We start from the raw sequence: 19,608 nt of genomic DNA on the forward strand, positions 1-19,608 counted from the left end.
ATACCTGGTTGCTTGCAATCAGGTATTTTTTGAAAATAACTAATACGGAGGTAAACAATGTCTTATTACAAACGAGATAAGCGGGCCTGGCTGGTGCTGTCGGATGGCAGTGTTTTTGAAGGCTATAATTTTGGGTGCGAAGGCACTACCATTGGCGAAATCGTCTTTACCACAGGGATGACCGGTTACCAGGAGGTGTTGACGGATCCGTCTTATTATGGGCAGATTGTCCTGCAAACATATCCTTTAATTGGAAACTATGGGATCAACAGTGACGATATGGAATCGGAACGAAGCTGGATCAACGGTTATATTACCAAAGAATGGTGTGAAGAGCCGTCGAATTTTAGAAATACGCACAATATTAACGAGTTTATGATCGAACAGGATAAAATCGGGATATGGGATGTCGACACCCGGGCGATTACCCGGGTGATCCGGGAACATGGGACCATGAACGGCGCCATTACCACTGAAGATATTGCCACTACCAAAGACGCCCTGCTGGAAAAAATCCGGGATTTTAAAATTGTCAATCCGGTTCAGGCCGTGACCCGCAAAAACAAGGGCTGGTATTATAGCCAGGTCAACCGGGCCAATCACGTGGCCTTGATTGATTATGGGTTCAAGCACAACATTTTGCGGATGCTGCTGCGTTTGGGTTGTAATGTCACCGTAATGCCAGCCAACACCACGATTGACGAAATTAAGATGCTTAATCCCGATGGAATCATGCTGTCCAACGGACCGGGCGATCCGGCCGAAAATATTGAAATTATTGAAAACCTCAAAGAGTTTGTTAAATACGGCAAGCCCATTTTTGGCATCTGTCTGGGACACCAGCTGTTGGCGTTAGCCCTGGGGGGCGAAACCTTCAAGCTTAAATACGGCCACCGGGGGATGAACCAGCCGGTTAAAGATGTCACCAGAGATCGGGTTTTTATTACCAGCCAGAACCACGGCTATGCGGTGGTACCGGAAAGCATCCCTGCTGAAGTGGGAAAAGTGACCCATTTCAACTTAAACGACGGCACCTGTGAAGGGGTTGCATATCCGGATATCCACGCCTTTACGGTGCAGTTCCATCCGGAAGCCAGTGCCGGCCCCAACGATACCGGCTATTTATTTGAACAATTTACTGATCTTATGGAAAGGGGGCAACAAGGATGCCTTTAAGAAGCGATATTAAACGAGTCCTGGTGATTGGCTCCGGTCCCATTGTCATCGGCCAGGCGGCTGAATTTGATTATGCTGGCACCCAGGCCTGTAAAGCCTTGAAAAATTACGGGCTGGAAGTGATCCTGATTAATTCCAACCCGGCGACGATTATGACCGATAAGGCGATGGCAGATAAAATTTACATTGAACCCCTGACCTTAGAAGTCATCAGACGGATTATCCTGATGGAAAAACCGGATAGTATTTTGTCTACCCTGGGTGGACAAACCGGTCTGACCTTATCGATGCAGCTGGCCAAAGAAGGCTTTTTGGATGCTCACGGCGTTAAGCTACTGGGCGCCAATCTGGAAACCATCGAAAAAGCCGAAGACCGTCAGGCATTTAAGGATATGATGCGCGAAATCGGCGAGCCCTGTATTCCCTCCGAAGTGGTCTTAACCATTGAGGATGCGGTTCGTTTTGCCGCTACCATCGGTTATCCAGTGATCGTCCGTCCGGCCTTTACCTTAGGCGGAACTGGCGGTGGGATCGCCGCCAACCAACAGGAATTGGAAGAAATCGCCACCCACGGCATACGGCTTTCCCCGATCAGTCAGATTCTGGTCGAAAAAGGGATTGCCGGCTGGAAAGAAATCGAATTTGAAGTGATGCGGGACGCTAAAGGCAATGTTATCACCGTCTGTAGTATGGAAAACTTTGACCCGGTCGGGATTCACACCGGCGATTCGATCGTCGTAGCACCCTGTCAAACCCTTAGTGATAAGGAATTCCAGATGCTTAGGACCTCGGCTCTGAAAATTATTTCCGCCCTGAAAGTTGAAGGCGGCTGTAATTGTCAGTTTGCTCTCAATCCGCAAAACTTTAACTATGCCGTGATCGAGGTTAACCCCCGGGTTTCCCGTTCATCAGCGTTGGCGTCAAAAGCCACCGGTTACCCAATTGCCAAGGTCGCCAGTCAGATCGCCATTGGCTTTTCGCTGGATGAAATCATCAATGAGGTCACCGGCACGACCACCGCCTGTTTCGAACCGGCGCTGGATTACATTGTCGTTAAGTTCCCACGCTGGCCGTTTGATAAATTTGTCTATGCTAAACGAACGCTGGGCACCCAGATGAAAGCCACCGGTGAAATCATGTCGATCGGCTCCAGCTTTGAACATGCGATGATGAAAGCGATCCGTTCGATTGAATTGGGCATGGAAACATTAACCACCGAAAAACTGGTGGAAGCCAGTGATGACGAAATCATGAAAATGCTATCGGATTCTGATGATGAACGCTCTTTTGTCGTTTATGAAGCGATCAAAAGAGGGGTATCTCTGGATACCATCTTTGCTAAAACCAAAATAGATAAATGGTTTTTAGATAAGCTGCGTCATCTGGCGGTTATGGAAAAAGATCTGGCGACCCTGGGTTTAACCGAAGAGCGGGTTCGCGTGGCCCGAGAAATCGGCTTTTTGGATAAAACCATCGAAGAATTATCGGGCGAAAAGATCAATGAAGATCCCAAAACCTACGCTTCCTTTAAAATGGTTGATACCTGTGCCGGTGAATTTGCGGCGCAGACGCCCTATTTTTATTCAACCCGGGATAAAGAAAATGAAGCCGCCTTATTTATTGCTGAACATCCTACCGGCAAAGAACGGATTCTGGTGCTCGGCTCCGGTCCGATCCGCATCGGCCAGGGCATCGAGTTTGACTACTGTTCGGTGCATTGTGCCTGGGCGTTGCGGGAAAAAGGCTATGAAGCCATTTTCATCAACAACAATCCGGAAACGGTCTCCACTGACTTTGATACCTCCGATCGACTTTATTTTGAACCGCTGACCAAAGAAGACGTACGTTCGGTGGTAGAAACCGAAAAACCGATTGGTGCCATTGTTCAGTTTGGCGGCCAAACCGCTATCAAGCTGACCCGTTATCTCGAAGAAATGGGCGTACCGGTGCTGGGAACCTCGCCGGCTAATATTGATGCTGCTGAAGACCGGGAAGTGTTTGACCAGTTGCTGGAATCCTGCCAGATCCGCCGACCAGAGGGAGAGACCGTTTATACGACCAGCGAAGCGGTGGAAGTGGCGGAACGTTTAGGCTTCCCGGTACTGCTGCGGCCTTCTTATGTACTCGGCGGACAGAACATGATCATCGCCTACGAACGGGAAGACGTGGTCGAATATATGGATATCATCACGATGGTTGAGCTGGAAAACCCGGTCCTGATCGATAAATATCTGATGGGAAAAGAAGTTGAAGTGGATGCCATCAGTGATGGCGAAAGCTACCTGATTCCGGGGATTATGGAACATATTGAACGGGCGGGGGTGCATTCCGGCGATTCCATTTCGGTTTATCCGCCGCAAACCCTGGATCAACGCACCAAAGATACCATTATCGACTATACCGGCCGCCTGGTCAAGGCACTGGATATTGTCGGAATGGTGAACATTCAATATGTCATTTTTGAAGATGAGGTCTACGTGATTGAGGTCAACCCGCGATCCTCACGAACTGTGCCTTATATTTCCAAGGTCACTGATATTCCGATGGTCAATATTGCCACCAAAATGATGCTGGGTGACAAGCTGGCCGATCTCGGCTATCAGCCCGGCCTGTATCCGGAAGGCGAGTATGTCGCCGTTAAGGTGCCAGTATTTAGTTTCTCTAAACTGCAGGATGTCGATACCCAGTTGGGACCAGAAATGAAATCCACGGGCGAAGTTCTGGGCGTTGCCAAAACCTTTGCTGATGCGCTTTACAAAGGACTGGTCGCTTCCGGCCGTAGTATGGAACGCTCCGGCGGGGTGCTCCTCACCGTTAAAGACCGGGACAAAGAGGCGATTGTCGAAATCGGCCGCCAATTCCATGAAATGGGCTTTACCATTTACGGCACCGTCGGAACGGCGCTGATTCTCAATGAAAACAATATCCCCACCAAAGTCGTTCGCCGGCTGGCTGAAAGCAAGCCCAATATCGGCGATCTGATCGAAAGCGGTAAGCTGAACTATGTTATTTCCACCTCCAGTAAGGGTCGGATGCCGCATCATGATGATGTCCGGATGCGCCGAAAATGCGTGGAAACCTCGATTGCCCTGTTGACCTCGCTGGACACGGCTCAGGCGTTGCTGGATTGTTTAAAATCCAACCGCACGATGGCCGAAATCGAACTGGTCGATATTAAAGAAATTCGCTAAAATAAAGCAGGCTTTTAACAAAAGAACTTATTCAATTGCGTTGAATAAGTTCTTTTTATTTGGTAGAATGGAAAGAACTTTATATAACGACAAAAAAAGAAGGGATAACAGATGATCACGAAGTCTAAAAAAATCAAAGCCAGTTTTATTGCGGTGATAACGGTTATTCTTTTTTTTGCCTTGAGCTGGTATTATGTAGCGTTGATTAATCATGCCCTGAGAGAGCAGACCCTTTTATATCTTTCAGAAGTTGGCACCCGGGGCGTGGCTCTGGTGGAAAGCAAGGTTGATAATGAACTGGAAAGTTTAAAAACGACCAGTAAGCTGATTGAATCCAGTGGTAATTTTGATCAAAGTCATATGCTAAAACTAATTAATCTCGAGGCTGGCGAGGGAAATTATAAACGGATGGCGATTGCCCTTCCCAATGGCGATTTGATGACCTCTGATGGGCTAGCCTATAACATTGCTGATCGGCCTTATTTTCAGGAGGCCATCAAAGGGAAAGCGACAGTATCGGATACCATCAACGACTATACCGATGACAAGCCCATCAATGTTTATGCCGTACCTGTTTTTAAAGAGGGTCAGGTGGTGGCCGTGGTGATCGCTTCGGTAGAAACTGTGAACATGAAACGATATCTGGAGGTGGGCAGTTTCTCCAACCAGGGTTATTCCTACATTGTCAAAGCCAATGGCGATGAGGTGGTTTCTTCAGTGCATGCCAATAGCCCGGGAGCGTTTGACAATATCATCGAAATGCTTAAAGAGGCGGATTTAAGAGATGGCGATGATTTAGAAACGATCAGCGACAATATGGCCACCGGCAAAAGTGGCAGCTTTGCCAGTTATTATGCGGGAATGGAACGGTATACGATTTATAAACCGCTGGCCATCAATGACTGGTATATGATGACGGTGGTACCAACGAAGGTGGTTAGCGCCCAAACCTCACAAATCAGCTGGTATTCCTTTATGCTAATCGCCGCTGCGCTTTTGGCAATCACCCTGATGTTTATTATTATTCTGTTTTACCAGAACCGTGCCAAAAAGCGACTGGAACGGATTGCCTATGTGGACGAGGTAACGGGCGGTAATAACTGGCAGAAATTCAAGCTGGAAGCAACTGAAATTCTGGAATTAAAAACGGTGACCCATTGTGCCTTATTAACCTTTGACATTGACCGGTTTCGTTTTATAAATGAAGAGTACGGCCATGAAAAGGGCGACCAGGTGCTTAAGCTGGTCGTGGGGATCCTGGAAAACCGGATGGCCAAACAGGAAACCTATGCCCGGGTATCCGGGGATCATTTTGCGATCCTCTGTGTCTGCGATGAGCGGGATAAAATAACCTGGCGGATTAAAGAATTTGTCCGGATTTTGAATGAAGAAAGAGAAGCGATCGGCATTAAGGAACGGCTTTCCTGCCATTTTGGGATTTATATCATTGAAGACAAGCAAGGTAATCTCGAAAAAATCCGGGAAAAGGCCAATATGGCCCGGATTGCCGCCAAAACCGCCGAGAACAATCGCTGGTTTTTCTATTCGGATGCCTTCCGGAAGAAAATTGGCGATGAAAAAGAAATTATCGACCAGATGGAAGATGCCCTCGAAAATAATGAGTTTGAAATGTATCTCCAGCCCAAGTATGATCTCCATCGCAATGCCTATTGCGGCAGTGAGGCGCTGGTGCGATGGCGGCATCCCGACAAAGGGTTGATCTCCCCGGGCGAATTTATTCCCATTTTTGAACAAACCGGGTTTATTAAAAAGCTGGATATGTTCATGCTGGAAGCGGTTTGTAAAGTTTTAAAACGTTGGGAAGAAAAAAAATATCCGGAACTGTCGATCTCGGTTAACATCTCCCGAAAAAATCTCAAACAGACTGATTTTATCGAAAATGTTTTAAATATCACCAATCAATATCGGATCAACCGTGGCAATCTGGAAATTGAGCTCACTGAATCCAGTATTTTTGAAGATGTCGAGCGGATGATTGAGATTGGTGAAGCCGTCCGGAATTATGGGTTTAAGATGTCAATGGACGACTTTGGATCCGGCTATTCGTCCATCAATCTATTGGGGAATCTGCCCCTCGATATCATTAAGATGGATCAGGGCTTTTTTAACAATAACCTGAAACGGAAACAAAATCATATTGTCGTCGAAGCCACCATTAACATGATCAAAAAACTGGGGATGACGGTAGTGGCTGAAGGCATTGAAACCGCAGCGGAAGTTGAAATGCTCAGAGCATTGGGGTGCGATATCATTCAGGGTTACTATTTTGGTAAGCCGATGACGGTTGATGCATTCGAAAAGCAGATTCTTACAAACAAGTGATCTTTGGGGAAGAGGAAAATAATGGAAACTAAAAACATTCGCATCGGTGATATCTTAATCGGCGCCGGCTTTATTAAAGAGGAACAGCTCCAGGAAGCGTTGGCCTACCAGAAGGTCGATAAAAGCAAACGGTTGGGCGCCATTCTGGTTGACTATGGCTATGTTACTGAGTCGCAATTGCTGGAGGCGCTGTCCAAACGGCTGAATGTGCTGGTACTGGATTTAAAAGACACGGTTATCGATCTGGAAGCGGCCGGGAAAATCCCCCAGAATATCGCCTTTAAATATACGTTAATTCCCATTGGTGAAGAAAAAAATCACCTGGTGGTGGCGATGAACGATCCGCTCGATTTTTACGCCATCGAGGATCTGCGGCTGATTACCAATATGAATATCGATGTGGTACTGGCACCGCGGGAAGTGATTCTCGAAACGATCCGGAAATCTTATACCGAAATCGAAGCCCGAAAGGCCGCCTCGGCCGCCAACAAAACCGTCGAGGGTAGCAGTTTATCCTTTGTCGAGGATATTCTTACCAACGAGGGCGATGCCCCGATTGTCAATCTGGTCAATTCGGTCTTGTTAAAAGGCCATAATGCCGGTGCCAGTGATATTCATATCGAGCCATTTGAAAAAGAAACCATTATCCGGCTCCGGGTCGATGGCCTGATTGTCGATTACCTGACCCTCGCCAATAATCTTCACCAGTCCCTGATCGCCCGCATTAAGATTCTGTCCAATCTGGATATTGCTGAACGTCGGGTACCCCAGGATGGGCATTTCCGGATCCGTATCGACGGCGTTGAAATGAATGTCCGAAGTTCCAGCATGCCGACAGTTTATGGCGAAAAAATGGTGATGCGTTTTTTAAGCATGAACGTGCCCCTGGATCATGCCGGTCAATTCGGCATGAACGATCAGGATTATCAGAAAATTCTGCAGATGCTGCAAAGTCCCCATGGGGTGGTTTATATCACCGGCCCGACCGGTAGCGGAAAAACCACCACCCTGTATATGATTCTGGAAATGCTCAGCCAGCGAAATGTTAATATCGCCACGATCGAAGATCCGGTCGAGCGGAATCTGCCCAAAATCAACCAGACCCAGGTCAATATTCTGGCCGGGCTGACATTTGATGTCGGTCTGCGTTCGATCCTGCGGCAGGATCCCGATATTATCATGGTTGGTGAAACCCGGGATGCCGAAACTGCCTCGATTGCCGTTCGTTCGGCGATCACCGGCCATCTGGTACTGTCGACTCTGCATACCAATGATGCCGTTTCGGCAGTGGTCCGGCTCCAGGATATGGGCGTCGAACCCTATATGGTCGCCAATTCCTTAACTGGGGTGGTGGCCCAGCGACTGGTCAAAAAAATCTGTCCCAATTGCCGGGAAGCCTATGTGGCCAGCGAGATTGAGAAAGACCTGCTGGGCGAACCACGCTTGACCACACTATATCGCGGCCGCGGCTGCCATATCTGTAATAACACCGGTTATAAAGGCCGAACTGCCATCCATGAAATTCTGGCGATTGATAAAACGATCCGCACGATGATTTCCCGAAAAGAACCGATCGAGGATATTTACAGCTATGTCGAAGAAACCGGTCGGCTGATTCCGCTCCGTAAAAGTGTCTCCAACCTGACCATCCAGGGGATTACCTCGATGGAAGAATTTCTTAAATTATCATATTATGTGGAATAGGGAGAAAAATCATGACAAGTTTTTTAGATCTGGTCAACTACGGCCGCCGCAACGATTGTTCGGATATCCATTTATCCCGGGAGCTGCCGCCGGTTTTTAGAAAAAACGGCAAACTCTATCAAAGTGATTTTGAGCATAACCCGCAGATTATTGAAAACCTGATTTTCAGTCTGCTGACCGTCGACGAACAAAAGACCCTGGCGTCCGGCACCGATCTGGATTTTTGTCATGTCACCCCGGAAGGGCTACGGCAGCGGGTCAACATCTATAAACAGCAGGGCAGCTATGCCGCCGCCATCCGGCTGCTCAATGATACCATCCCCAGCTTTGAAGATCTTAAACTACCACCGATTATCCGTAAGCTGGCGTCTGAGCCCCGGGGCCTGATTTTAATCACCGGCCCCACCGGCAGCGGGAAATCCACTACCCTGGCCTCGATGATTGACTACATCAACACCAATCGGGCGGTCCATATTTTAACCATTGAAGACCCGGTCGAGTATAAGCACGAGCATAAGCGCAGCATTGTTCATCAGCGCGAAATCGGGGTCGATGCCAGCTCCTTTGCCTCGGCGCTGCGGTCTTCGCTGCGGGAGGATCCGGACGTCATTCTGGTCGGCGAAATGCGGGACTACGAAACCGTTTCGGCCGCTGTCACCGCCGCTGAAACCGGCCATCTGGTGCTTTCTACTCTCCACACCATTGGCGCAGCCAATACCATTGACCGAATTATTGACGTCTTTCCGCCCCACAGCCAGCAACAGATCCGCACCCAGCTGTCCAGTATTTTAAAAGGCGTTGTCACCCAGCAACTGGTGCCGTTGGCCAGCGGCGATGGCCGGATGGCATCGCTGGAGGTGCTGATCGGTACCGATGCGGTACTCAACCTGATCCGCGAAAATAAAACCCACCAACTGGCTTCAGTGATGCAAACCGGTGGTCGCGACGGGATGAAAACCCTGAACGCCGATCTGGCGATGCTGGTTCGGGATCAAAAGATCACCTACGATGTCGGTTTGGAATGGGCGAGTGATAAGCAGGAGTTTAATCAGTATTTTGGCCGATAGCCTGGCCACCACAATAACGTGGATATCAAATTTGTCGGGGCGGTTATCACCGCCCGAACGCAGTCATGTCTTAATGCGAACTTAATCCTAATCGACGATAATTATTAAAGCGTTTGGTGCGTGCATTTGCGATCACCCACAACCCCGTTGAGAAATAAAAAATCTGTTCACAAACTGAGCAATTCATGATGGTTTGTCAAAAAAAATCACCCTATGCCTTTGAAAATTCACAGAAAGATTAGCTTGACTTTTAATTGAAAAACAATTAAGATAAGAGAGCGAATAGCATATCAGATGAAAGTCTGTGACGCAAAGCTTCAGGGTCTAAGTTATGATCGGCGATTCAAATCGCAACATAATACGACAGCCAGCTGCCACACGAGATGTGGCTTTTTTTGCGCCTGAAAAAATGTCGATGGTGGAGGTCGATGGGTAGACTTGTAACAAAAATGTAAAGTTTTAACTTGACTTTTAAGAGAGTTTAACATAAGATTTAATTACAAATAGATAGAATAGTAAAGGCAAAACAGATGAAAATCTGGGACGCAAAGCTACAGGGTCTAAGTCAGATAACCGAAAAATGTTATTTTGATACGACAGCCAGTTGCCACACGGTACAGTGTGGCTTTTTTTGACCCCAAAAGCTAATGAAACTAATTATTAAGACGAAATAATGGATACTATGTGAAAATAGAAGGGTCTTAATAATAAATCAAATTTATAAATCATCTTCAGGCGCAGATGATCATATAGAGCTTAAAAATAAGAAAATAAGGAGTGGCACAAATGGAATTAATTAACAGAATGCGGAAAAACAGAAAAGGGTTTACCCTGGTAGAAATTATTGTGGTATTGGTTATTTTGGCGATCTTAGCAGCCTTTACAATTCCGACGATGATGGGATTTGTGGGCGATGCTAAAGCAAAATCTTATATTGCCGAAGCGAGAGAAGTGTATGTGGCAGCGCAGACTACGGCGACGGAATATGCGGCTAAAGGTGCGACAACTGCGGAATTAACGGCGGCGTTGCAGTCTGCACAAGTTAAGGTGAATAGAACAGCAAAAACTAATCCGTCGATTTCGGATCAAGCGAGTTTTCAAATGTTTACATATCTTGATGGGGATATAAATCCGATAGCGGATAAAACTAGTGCGTTAGCAACAAATGCGGAGGGTCAAAAATACGGTTATGCATGGTGGACAGTTACGATGGGGACTGACGCTCCCAATACTTATGCTAGTGTGAACTCAAATAAGGCAAAAGTGACAGGTCTTACTTATGTAAAAAATGGTTACCAAGTAATAATCGAAAATGGAAATGCTACAGCTACGAAGCTGTAATAATATTGCGTACATAACGAGTATAATTTACCCTATGCGCCATAGGGAATTCTCGCCCTATCCAAGGCGCAAACCTGTCATTGGGTTTGCGTAGGATAGGGTGTTTTTTATTTAAGAAAAGTTAGAAAAGACAGCAGTATAGTCAGGTTGGTGGATGGCGGCATCGCTATCGAAAGCATCTTGTTTATGCACAAACCAATTTAACTCCAACAATTTAAGTCAATCAGATAAATTTTATGATAGAATAAGTCTGCTTGTGTTTTAGTATCGAAGATATTTCGCCATAATAGTTTAATCAATTCGAGAGGTAATCTGTGCATTCAATTAAAGATTATACGTCGGCTTCCTCAAGTAATGAACCGATTGGTTTTAGCCAGGGTTTTGTGCTGACCGTGGTGTTAATTCTCGTGGTGGTGATGCTGATTATTTCAGGTCTGGTCACTGTTTTTCGCCATACTACTAATGCCTCCAATGCCAAACTGACCTATCTGGCTGCCCGGGCCAAAGCCATTGAATTTCAGGCCTTGGGTAATTATCGGGTTCCGGTTCAAGCGGATCTCATCGATCTGATTGGCGCAGAAATCAATCAGGATGCAGAGATTAGGGTGGTGGATGAAAATACGGATGCCACCATTGATTATATTGTTTATATCCGCAACGGTTGGGCCACCCGGTATTCACCTGGGGAGACTATGGCGATTGAAGTAAAAAATGAATAAAAGCGTATGGCTCACGATTAATGGCGGAAGGGATTCTTTAAACTATGGTTGAACTCATTAACATAATCTTATATCTTTATATCTTTGTTATCGGCATCGTCATCGGTAGTTTTCTTAACGTGGTTATCTATCGGGTGCCCAAAGAACTGTCTTTTGCCAAAGGCCGTTCGTTCTGTTCCCGTTGCCATGCCCCGATCAAAGGCTACCATAATATCCCGGTGTTCAGTTACCTCTGGCTTCGGGGTAAATGTGCCGATTGTGGCGAGTCGATTTCCATTCGCTATCCGTTAGTTGAACTGCTTACCGGTATCATCGCTGTTTTGGTTTTTGCGGTATACGGGTTTTCCTTCCAGTGGCTGGTGGTTTTCGCAGTGGGTGCGATCCTGATCTGTATTACGATGATCGATTTTGATACCATGATCATTCCCAACGGCTTGGTGCTGGCGCTGATGGCGCCAGCCTTGCTCAGTTTTTTCTTTTTCCCCCAGGTGGGAATCCTATCCCGGGTGATTGGAATTTTTGTGATCAGTCTGCCGATGCTGATCCTGGTTCTGTTTATTCCTGATGCTTTTGGCGGTGGCGATATCAAGTTGATGGCGGTGGCCGGGTTTATGCTGGGCTGGGGCAATACCCTGCTGGCAACCTTTATTGGTCTGCTCTTAGGCGGGGTGGTAGCAGTTAGACTTCTTGCGAAAAAAACAGCCGATAAACATATGGCCTTCGGCCCCTATTTATGCATCGGAATCATGACAGCATTACTATTTGGTGATATAATAATACAGTGGTATTTTAACCTGTTTGGGTTATAATGCTGTTAAGTTAAAATCAATTACGGAGGCCATATGCCTGTTTATAAATATACAGCCAAAAATTTACAGTCGCAGCTGGTAAAGGGTACTATGGAGGCGGCCACGCCGGATTTGGTACGGCGCACCCTGCGGCAGAATAATGAATTTGCCTTGCAAATCCATGAGATCCACGAGCACCATCAGGTCTATAAATTAAAACCGATGGAAATATCGGACTTCTCCCGCCAGATTGCCAGCATGCTGGCGTCGGGGATTACAATGATCCGGGCCATCAAGATCATGGAAGAGCGGGATATTAAACCCGCTATTAAAAAAGTTTATGGAATATTATATCAGGAAATCCAGCGGGGGAATACCCTGTCCTACGCCATGGAAGAAACAGGGGGCTCCTTTCCGGAGCTGCTGATCAATATGTATAAATCCGGCGAAGCCAGTGGTCAGATGGAGGGCACGGCCCGCAAAATGGCCGACCATTATGAGAAAGAACATAAACTGCGGAGCAAAATCAAAAGCGCCATGACCTATCCGATGATCCTTTTTGTAATAACCATTATGGTGGTGGTCTTGATCTTTACCCTGATCCTACCGCAGTTTTTCACTTTGTTTGAAGGGATTGACCTGCCGGCCATTACCCAGTTGATGATCAATATCAGTACGTCGATGACGAGCTACTGGTATATTTATCTTATCGGATTGTTAATTGTGATTGTCTTGGGGGGCTTTCTGATTACTGTCCCCAGTGTTAAAAAAGCGCTGGATCAGTTTAAATTGAAAATCCCCCAAATCGGCAAGTTGATGAAAATTATCTATACCGCCCGTTTTGCCAGAACCCTGAGCTCCCTTTATTCCAGCGGTCTGGCGATGATTAACGCCCTGTCGATCAGCGGTGCCACCATCGGCAACACCTATTTGCAGTCCCAGTTTCCCCATGCCATTGAGCAGGTGCGTAACGGGGAACCTCTTTCGGCCTCGATCCAAACGATTGAGGGATTTGACGCCAAGCTGGTATCGACCATTTATATCGGCGAGGAATCCGGGAATCTGGATGATATGCTGGAAGCGGTCGCCGACTCCTTTGACTACGAGGCCGAAATGGCGACCACCCGACTGGTCACCTTTATCGAACCCGTGATGATTATTATTATGTCGGTAATTGTTGGCGGCATCATGTTATCGGTAATGCTCCCGATTATGACCTTATACCAAAATATCGGATAGGAAGGCTTTATATGCAGACACTTGTCTATTTTTCAAACGATGGCATCCAGGTCCTCCAGGGGATCAATAAGGGTGGCCGTCTTAATATATCGAATTTTAAAACCCTGCCGGTGGAGGCGGGGGCGCTGATCAATGGGGTGATTACCAATGAAGAAGTGGTGAAAGAGACCATTAGCGCAGCGCTTAAAGAAAGCCCTCGTCTTTTTAAAAACATGAAACTGGTCATCGACAGCAGTTTGATCGCCACCAAAAATGTCGAAGTGCCCAAGTTAAAACCTAAGGAACTAGCTGCCGTGGCAGCAACCGAATTTGAAGATACCGCCGGAAATTACGATGCGTTGGTAGTCGATTATGCCCATATTCCCGGACCGGACGGTAATAATCTGTTTTGTTGTGGCGTTGAAAAACGGGTGCTGGAATCCTATATCACCTTGTTTGCCAGCCTGAAAATTCAAATTAAAAGTATTGATGTCGGTCTCAACGCCCTGATCCAATACGTATCGGCAACCAAAGACTATAAGGGGATGACCTTTGCCCTCAATATTCTGGATGGTAAAAACCTGATCTCCTTATTATTTGAAAATGGCATTTATATTTTTTCCAACCGTTCGCGACTACTTTCGGAATGCGGGTCGGATGCTTTTGCTGACGAACTTTCCGGAAAGCTGTCATCGCTGATCCAGTTTAATAAATCGCAAAAATCCGAATATACCTTGAACATGAGCCTTTATGCCGGGTTGGATGAATATGAATTAAATGGCTTGCGAGCATTGAATTTTGATTCGGAGCTCAATTTATTTATTATTCCTCAAACACCCAATATAAAAAACGGTTTTGTTATGGATGAGTCATTTGATTTTGGAAGTTTTATCTATCCGATTGCCGGTTTTTTTGCCGGCATCAAACCGATCAATCTGTTTACGGCTTTTAAAAAGAGTAATGTGGTCAAAAAAGAGCTGCCTTTTGAGTATAAAGCTTTAATCCTTCCGGTTGCGATGATTTTGATCTGCCTGATTGCTTTCGGTGTTTTCTTTGGACTGAAATATCGGTCCCAGGAAAAACTGGCGGAAATGAATGCTTATATCAGTGACCCCAATAATCAGGCTGATTATCTCCAGGCCAAGGCCTTGACCGATGAGGTCAGTGGGATACAAGCAGAAGTGTCAAAGGTTGAAGCCATCAATGCGGCGGTTAACAGCAATCCCGATCTGGTCTCGGTGATGATGAATAGCATCGCCACCCAGGGGAATAATGTGATTGTGATCAATTCTCTGGATTACGATGGGAGCACCGGAGCGATCGAAGTCGTGGCGATTGCAAATAACGAAAAAGAAGCCGCCCGCTATATCGAACGGTTAAAAAGCACCGGTTATTTTACTGATGTTGAATATACCGGTTATGCGGAAATCGCATCCCAGACAAGTACCACCACCACGTCAACGACGACATCATCTAGCAGCGGATTCGGATTTGTTGCCGCTGCCTATCTGAAGGCGGGTGATGCCCAATGAAAAAAATGACCAAACGTGAGAAATTATTAATTTATGTTTTGTCCTGTTTTCTGATTGGCTTTTTCGGCATCTATTTTGTCGTTTTGCCAAGCTTTAGCAGTTATCAGGTGGTCAGCGATCAGGCGGCTGAGGCCCAGTTTACTAAAGAATCGATGGAAATGGCCATTGATAGCATTCCCGCTACCATGCAGGCTCGCGATGATGCCACTGCCAATCTGGCCAGTTTAAAAACATCGTTTTCCCAGAAGCTGACGAATGAAGGTTTGGACATGCTATTAACCCAGTTGTGTCTGGATTATAGTCTGGCACCAAAGGTGCTGGCGATTGAAAGCAATGAGTTGGCTGGGATGGAGACGTTTGTTGCATACACAGCGGACCAACAGTCATCAGCATCAGTGGGTACAGAAAAGACGACCACCGATACCGTATCAACAGAAGATGTAACCGCTGCGGCAAAAGAAGTAGTTAACACAATTAATAGTGGAACAACAGATACGACAACCTCGACCACTTCGGAAAGTTCCGATAGTGACACAGGAGCGAGTGCGACTGAAACCTGGACTGGTGTAGTGAACATGGAGCTTACCGGGACGCAAACAAACTTTTACCGTTTGCTGGATGCGGTGGCGTCCCGGCCGGATATGATTATTACCGCTTTTACAATTGAACCGGAGGCAGTGCCAACGACCGAGGGAACAACAGCGACCACAACTACCGTTCCGCAATTAAACGGCGGCAATATTACGATTAGTATGACCTTTGCGGTTTATATGGTTGAAAAATAAAACGTTATTAAAAAGAGCGTATTGTCGATATTATTAAGATCAGCAATCCTTATAAAGTTCAGTAAGATCAGGCATCTCAAAATACAAACCATAGAATTGGGTGGAGGGCTACCGTGGGTATTAGAATAATAGAAAAACTAAAGAATCAACAAGGCAGTTCATTGGCATTTGTTCTGATTATCGGTATGATTATTATGATCATGGTGGCCTCGCTGCTGGCGGTGGCTAACAGCGATTTTACCTTTACCCAGCAAACGGTAGAGAGCCGGCAGGCCTATATTGATGCCAAGTCGGTGATTGAGTTTGGGAAGATTGAGATTAATGAGCGGATGACGGATTTAAACAATAAAAATAAAGAACTAGAGGGTTTTTATAACCAATATAAAAATGAAACTGAGGAACACAGTACGGCATTAATAAATGCTATTAGTGCGGCAGAAACTCAGAGAGATGCTTTGGTGGTGGCGCTAGCTAATCCGTTTGTGATTTATGGCAATGCAAATGATGTAACCGGAACGTTAACAACAACGGCACCGGATGCTACTAACGCAGAGGAAATTGTGAAATTAGGCGAATTGACATTTGATGACAGCAACTATCAATTTAAAATAGAAACGCAGGGTTTAAGACGAAAATTGGATTATCGGGCTGACTTTAGCTATACTCCGGCAACGAGCACTTCGGTAACACCGGAAACACCGGGTACGAAACCCGATATGCCAGATGTGCCCGATACGACCGGGACAGGCTGGTGTGATACTTGGATAATGTCTAATGATGGAAACGGCAACGGCAACGGCAACGGCAACGGCAACAGCAACAGCAACAGCAACAGTCCACCTGTTTCTTGTATCATTACACAAGGGGGAGGCGGTAATCAACATCAGGGCTATTATGCACCGACGAGCACCCTTACCGTGAATAAGAACCTTAACTTAGCGGTAGGACAAAATAATGGTAATGGTAATGGTAATAGTAACGGCAATGGTGATACCACTAAATTTGAATGGGCGGACCATCAGATCCTGGATTTAACGGCTAATAATATTGCTGTGGTTGTACCCCTCCCTCAAGTTCGCGTTACCGGGGCGCAATTTAATATAACCGCATTGGGAACCCCTGCTATGCCAGAAACAAATAAAACGCCTGCAACAGCTCAAATGCCTGGAGAAATTTTGTTTACCAAAGGCTATAACCAGGTAAATGGTGATGTAAATACTTTAAGTGCATATAACATTATGATCATCGGTAATCTCATAATTGATGAGAATTCCTATCTTGTCATAGAAAATTGTGCTAATTTGTGGGTAAAAGGAAATATTATTATTAATACTAACAAGAGTGGTATATTAAATGATATTTCGGCAACAAATATTATCGTTGAAGGCACAATAGAAGAGACTCCAAACGTAAAATGGACATACACTAATTTTTGGCTAAATGGTGTAAAAAAGACCAATGATTCCAATTCAGGGAACACAGGTGGCGGCAGTGTAATTGTAACAGCGGGAAATACTAAGCTTATAAATGAAATGTACTATTAGGGGGCTATCATGAAAAAGATAATGCATAATCAACGCGGTGTCACCCTGATTGAAACAGTGGCGGCTACGGCCATCGTAGCCATTATTCTGGTTACGATCCTTGGGGCATTACTCTATGGCCAAAAGATGATTGTTTTTTCAGACTCAAAAAATAATGAGGCGGCCCAAGCCCAGGAATTAGTTGATAATATTATGACCTCTTTGTCAAAAGGTATCATTCCGACGGATGCTTTGCTGGGAGCAGTTAATGTTGTCGCAAATACCGGAGAAAAATTTGTCTATGATCAATCAAAGCCGAAGCAATATTATTACACCGAAACGAGACTAAATGGTGAGGCTGGCTATACTGTTAACGTGCGAGTTTACTATAATAATGGAGATTCTTACGTGGATTTAAAAGCCTTTGCTAAAAAATTCAAAACCGGTGATGTAATATGAAAAAGCTGAGGATTAATTTGGGTAGTAACGGCTTTTCTCTTGTGGAATTAATGGTTGCCCTACTGATCACTGTCATCCTGATGGTAACCATAATTTCTGTTTTCCTGATGTCCCAGAAGATCTACACCCGCGGTACTGGCATTTCCTATAAACAAAAGAGTATCACCAATATTGAGACAGATTTGCAGAATGCCTTAGCCATAGCAACTGATATTAGTATAGGGACTAGCAAGCCAAGTACGGGAATTTTTTACGGCATTGGTTTTAATAATAATGGTGAATGCATTGAAGTGATTAACGGTGTTGAATATCAAACTGATCAGATTATGGAAATCAGCGTTAATGTCACCAATGGCAATACCATGAATTATGAAATCGTACCAAAAGATTCGATGTCCATTTTAAAAGGTGGCATTGTAATGAACAATATAAAATCAACAACCATCGATGCAACCTTCAAAGCCGGAACAGAAGGCTATCTTGTAATTACACTTGTGAATTAATGATTGCTTTTTTACAGTATGATGATTATATAGACATCAAGACTCTTTATAAAAAAGGAGAAGCCATCGATGAATAATAGAAAAGGTTTTACCCTAATTGAAGTCATTGTCGTTCTGGTGATCTTGGCAATTTTAGCTGCCTTCACCATTCCGACCATGTTTGGTTATATTTCCAATTCCCAAGAAAAATTATGCGATATTACCCGGCTTGACATGGTGCGTTTATATAAAACGTCATTGATTAATCAAGAATCAAGTGCTTCTAAGGCTGGGTTTGAAAGCTTTGTGAAAGAAAATTGGGGCTCGCTTTCCCAATGTCCGTCTGGTGGGGTTTATACCTTTGAGGCTAGTTCTGATGCAGATGGAGAGATAACAGCAGAAATTCAGTGCAGTATTCATGATGCGACGAAGGTATTGACATCAGCTGAAATCAAGATGGGAACGGGAAATGATTGGTGGAAGAGTAATATATTGGATTATATAGGATCAGCGACCGATATTATCATCCCTACGACTTTAAATGGCACCACCATCAAGAATATCTATCAAGGCGCATTCAAAGATAGTAGCTTGACTGCGGTATCTTTTGAAAATGATAGTCAACTAACACAGATCCATAGACAAGCATTTATAAATAACAACTTAACCGAGATAGAATTTCCAGATAGTGTAACACGCATTGATGGGTTGGCGTTTTACAATAATAACATCACAAAGATCACCATAGGTGGCAATGTCGCAATGGAGGAAAAGGTATTTGCAAACAATGATGATTTTAAAACATTCTATACTACGGGAGGTCGCAGTGCAGGGACTTATATATTTGCAGATGGAGCATGGAAAAAACAAGAATAATGCGCTGAGTATCCGTAGAGTATCCGTATGAGTATTCGTGCCTGCCACTAACTTATAAACTTATAACTTACCCTGTTGAGTTGGAATAGAAGTACGGACCCCTTAGAGGAGCGGTGCCAATCGCTTAACAAAGCCAAACCAAATTGAATCGAGATGTTTTTGAGTCTGTCTGTACATTTTTGCAGTAACTGTATCTGCCACCAAATTATCTTTAATGCCATGGCGACTGAACAGTTACAAAATTAGTCTAAAAAAGGGGGTTCAAAAATGACTAAAAAAAAATATTATGAAACATATGAAGAAATTGAAGAAACAACTGATCCGCAGCAAAAGGAAAAATATTGGCGAACTGGATTTGGTTTGAATAGAATTGATTATTTGGAACCTTCGGATTATTTGACTAA

General features: G+C 45.1%; 15 protein-coding genes and 2 riboswitches. All 15 genes read left to right on the forward strand.

From position 1 onward, the window contains the following. Positions 1-57: 57 nt before the first annotated feature. The 15 genes from carA to Q7J41_RS11320 all read left to right on the forward strand — a co-directional run bounded on the left by carA (position 58) and on the right by Q7J41_RS11320 (position 19,204). Complete coding sequence (carA, locus tag Q7J41_RS11250; RefSeq protein ID WP_304888115.1) at positions 58-1,176, forward strand: glutamine-hydrolyzing carbamoyl-phosphate synthase small subunit; 1,119 nt, start codon at positions 58-60, stop codon at positions 1,174-1,176. Next, a complete protein-coding gene (gene carB / locus Q7J41_RS11255; protein WP_304888116.1) occupies positions 1,167-4,367 on the forward strand; it encodes a carbamoyl-phosphate synthase large subunit in 3,201 nt (1,066 codons plus the stop codon). The genes carA and carB overlap by 10 nt, the downstream gene beginning before the upstream one ends. A 111-nt stretch (positions 4,368-4,478) precedes the next feature. Beyond that, complete coding sequence (locus Q7J41_RS11260) at positions 4,479-6,710, forward strand: EAL domain-containing protein (protein ID WP_304888118.1); 2,232 nt, start codon at positions 4,479-4,481, stop codon at positions 6,708-6,710. Positions 6,711-6,731: 21 nt separating this feature from the next. Further along, positions 6,732-8,414 (forward strand): GspE/PulE family protein, encoded by a 1,683-nt coding sequence (locus Q7J41_RS11265; protein WP_304888120.1) that lies wholly within the window; start codon positions 6,732-6,734, stop codon positions 8,412-8,414. Positions 8,415-8,425: 11 nt separating this feature from the next. After that, positions 8,426-9,481 carry a type IV pilus twitching motility protein PilT gene (locus Q7J41_RS11270; RefSeq protein WP_304888122.1) on the forward strand — a complete coding sequence of 352 codons (1,056 nt, stop codon included), beginning with the start codon at positions 8,426-8,428 and terminating at the stop codon, positions 9,479-9,481. A gap of 274 nt (positions 9,482-9,755) precedes the next feature. Continuing rightward, positions 9,756-9,860: riboswitch (cyclic di-GMP riboswitch) on the forward strand. Between the two features lie 131 nt (positions 9,861-9,991). Then, a riboswitch (cyclic di-GMP riboswitch) is annotated at positions 9,992-10,093 on the forward strand. 174 nt (positions 10,094-10,267) lie between these two features. Further along, complete coding sequence (locus tag Q7J41_RS11275; protein WP_304888124.1) at positions 10,268-10,822, forward strand: type II secretion system protein; 555 nt, start codon at positions 10,268-10,270, stop codon at positions 10,820-10,822. Positions 10,823-11,136: 314 nt separating this feature from the next. After that, positions 11,137-11,541: a hypothetical protein gene (locus Q7J41_RS11280; protein ID WP_304888126.1), complete on the forward strand. Its 405-nt coding sequence runs from the start codon at positions 11,137-11,139 to the stop codon at positions 11,539-11,541. Between the two features lie 44 nt (positions 11,542-11,585). Continuing rightward, positions 11,586-12,350, forward strand: coding sequence for an A24 family peptidase (locus Q7J41_RS11285; RefSeq protein ID WP_304888127.1), 765 nt, complete (start codon positions 11,586-11,588; stop codon positions 12,348-12,350). 33 nt (positions 12,351-12,383) lie between these two features. Then, positions 12,384-13,568, forward strand: a complete 1,185-nt coding sequence (locus tag Q7J41_RS11290; RefSeq protein WP_304888128.1) for a type II secretion system F family protein — start codon at positions 12,384-12,386, stop codon at positions 13,566-13,568. Between the two features lie 11 nt (positions 13,569-13,579). After that, a complete protein-coding gene (gene pilM, locus Q7J41_RS11295; RefSeq protein WP_304888130.1) occupies positions 13,580-15,079 on the forward strand; it encodes a type IV pilus biogenesis protein PilM in 1,500 nt (499 codons plus the stop codon). Then, positions 15,076-15,864, forward strand: coding sequence for a hypothetical protein (locus tag Q7J41_RS11300; protein ID WP_304888132.1), 789 nt, complete (start codon positions 15,076-15,078; stop codon positions 15,862-15,864). Before pilM ends, Q7J41_RS11300 begins: the two co-directional genes overlap by 4 nt. A 113-nt stretch (positions 15,865-15,977) precedes the next feature. Next, positions 15,978-17,408 carry a hypothetical protein gene (locus Q7J41_RS11305; RefSeq protein ID WP_304888133.1) on the forward strand — a complete coding sequence of 477 codons (1,431 nt, stop codon included), beginning with the start codon at positions 15,978-15,980 and terminating at the stop codon, positions 17,406-17,408. A 9-nt stretch (positions 17,409-17,417) separates the two neighbouring features. Continuing rightward, the gene (locus Q7J41_RS11310; RefSeq protein WP_304888135.1) at positions 17,418-17,846 is read left to right on the forward strand and encodes a type II secretion system protein J; all 429 of its coding nucleotides are present in this window, start codon (positions 17,418-17,420) and stop codon (positions 17,844-17,846) included. Next, positions 17,843-18,349 (forward strand): PilW family protein, encoded by a 507-nt coding sequence (locus Q7J41_RS11315; RefSeq protein ID WP_304888137.1) that lies wholly within the window; start codon positions 17,843-17,845, stop codon positions 18,347-18,349. Before Q7J41_RS11310 ends, Q7J41_RS11315 begins: the two co-directional genes overlap by 4 nt. Before the next feature lie 69 nt (positions 18,350-18,418). Further along, complete coding sequence (locus tag Q7J41_RS11320) at positions 18,419-19,204, forward strand: leucine-rich repeat protein (RefSeq protein WP_304888139.1); 786 nt, start codon at positions 18,419-18,421, stop codon at positions 19,202-19,204. Positions 19,205-19,608: the final 404 nt, after the last annotated feature.

The organism is Acetobacterium sp. (assembly GCF_030652775.1).
Taxonomy (GTDB): domain Bacteria; phylum Bacillota; class Clostridia; order Eubacteriales; family Eubacteriaceae; genus Acetobacterium.

Bases quoted from the DNA above. Each gene is read 5' to 3' on its own strand.
- Q7J41_RS11315 (WP_304888137.1), top strand. From the start codon at position 17,843: ATGAAAAAGCTGAGGATTAATTTGGGTAGTAACGGCTTTTCTCTTGTG.
- Q7J41_RS11275 (WP_304888124.1), top strand. From the start codon at position 10,268: ATGGAATTAATTAACAGAATGCGGAAAAACAGAAAAGGGTTTACCCTG.
- carA (WP_304888115.1), top strand. From the start codon at position 58: ATGTCTTATTACAAACGAGATAAGCGGGCCTGGCTGGTGCTGTCGGAT.
- carB (WP_304888116.1), top strand. From the start codon at position 1,167: ATGCCTTTAAGAAGCGATATTAAACGAGTCCTGGTGATTGGCTCCGGT.
- Q7J41_RS11300 (WP_304888132.1), top strand. From the start codon at position 15,076: ATGAAAAAAATGACCAAACGTGAGAAATTATTAATTTATGTTTTGTCC.
- Q7J41_RS11260 (WP_304888118.1), top strand. From the start codon at position 4,479: ATGATCACGAAGTCTAAAAAAATCAAAGCCAGTTTTATTGCGGTGATA.
- Q7J41_RS11320 (WP_304888139.1), top strand. From the start codon at position 18,419: ATGAATAATAGAAAAGGTTTTACCCTAATTGAAGTCATTGTCGTTCTG.
- pilM (WP_304888130.1), top strand. From the start codon at position 13,580: ATGCAGACACTTGTCTATTTTTCAAACGATGGCATCCAGGTCCTCCAG.
- Q7J41_RS11290 (WP_304888128.1), top strand. From the start codon at position 12,384: ATGCCTGTTTATAAATATACAGCCAAAAATTTACAGTCGCAGCTGGTA.
- Q7J41_RS11265 (WP_304888120.1), top strand. From the start codon at position 6,732: ATGGAAACTAAAAACATTCGCATCGGTGATATCTTAATCGGCGCCGGC.
- Q7J41_RS11270 (WP_304888122.1), top strand. From the start codon at position 8,426: ATGACAAGTTTTTTAGATCTGGTCAACTACGGCCGCCGCAACGATTGT.
- Q7J41_RS11310 (WP_304888135.1), top strand. From the start codon at position 17,418: ATGAAAAAGATAATGCATAATCAACGCGGTGTCACCCTGATTGAAACA.
- Q7J41_RS11285 (WP_304888127.1), top strand. From the start codon at position 11,586: ATGGTTGAACTCATTAACATAATCTTATATCTTTATATCTTTGTTATC.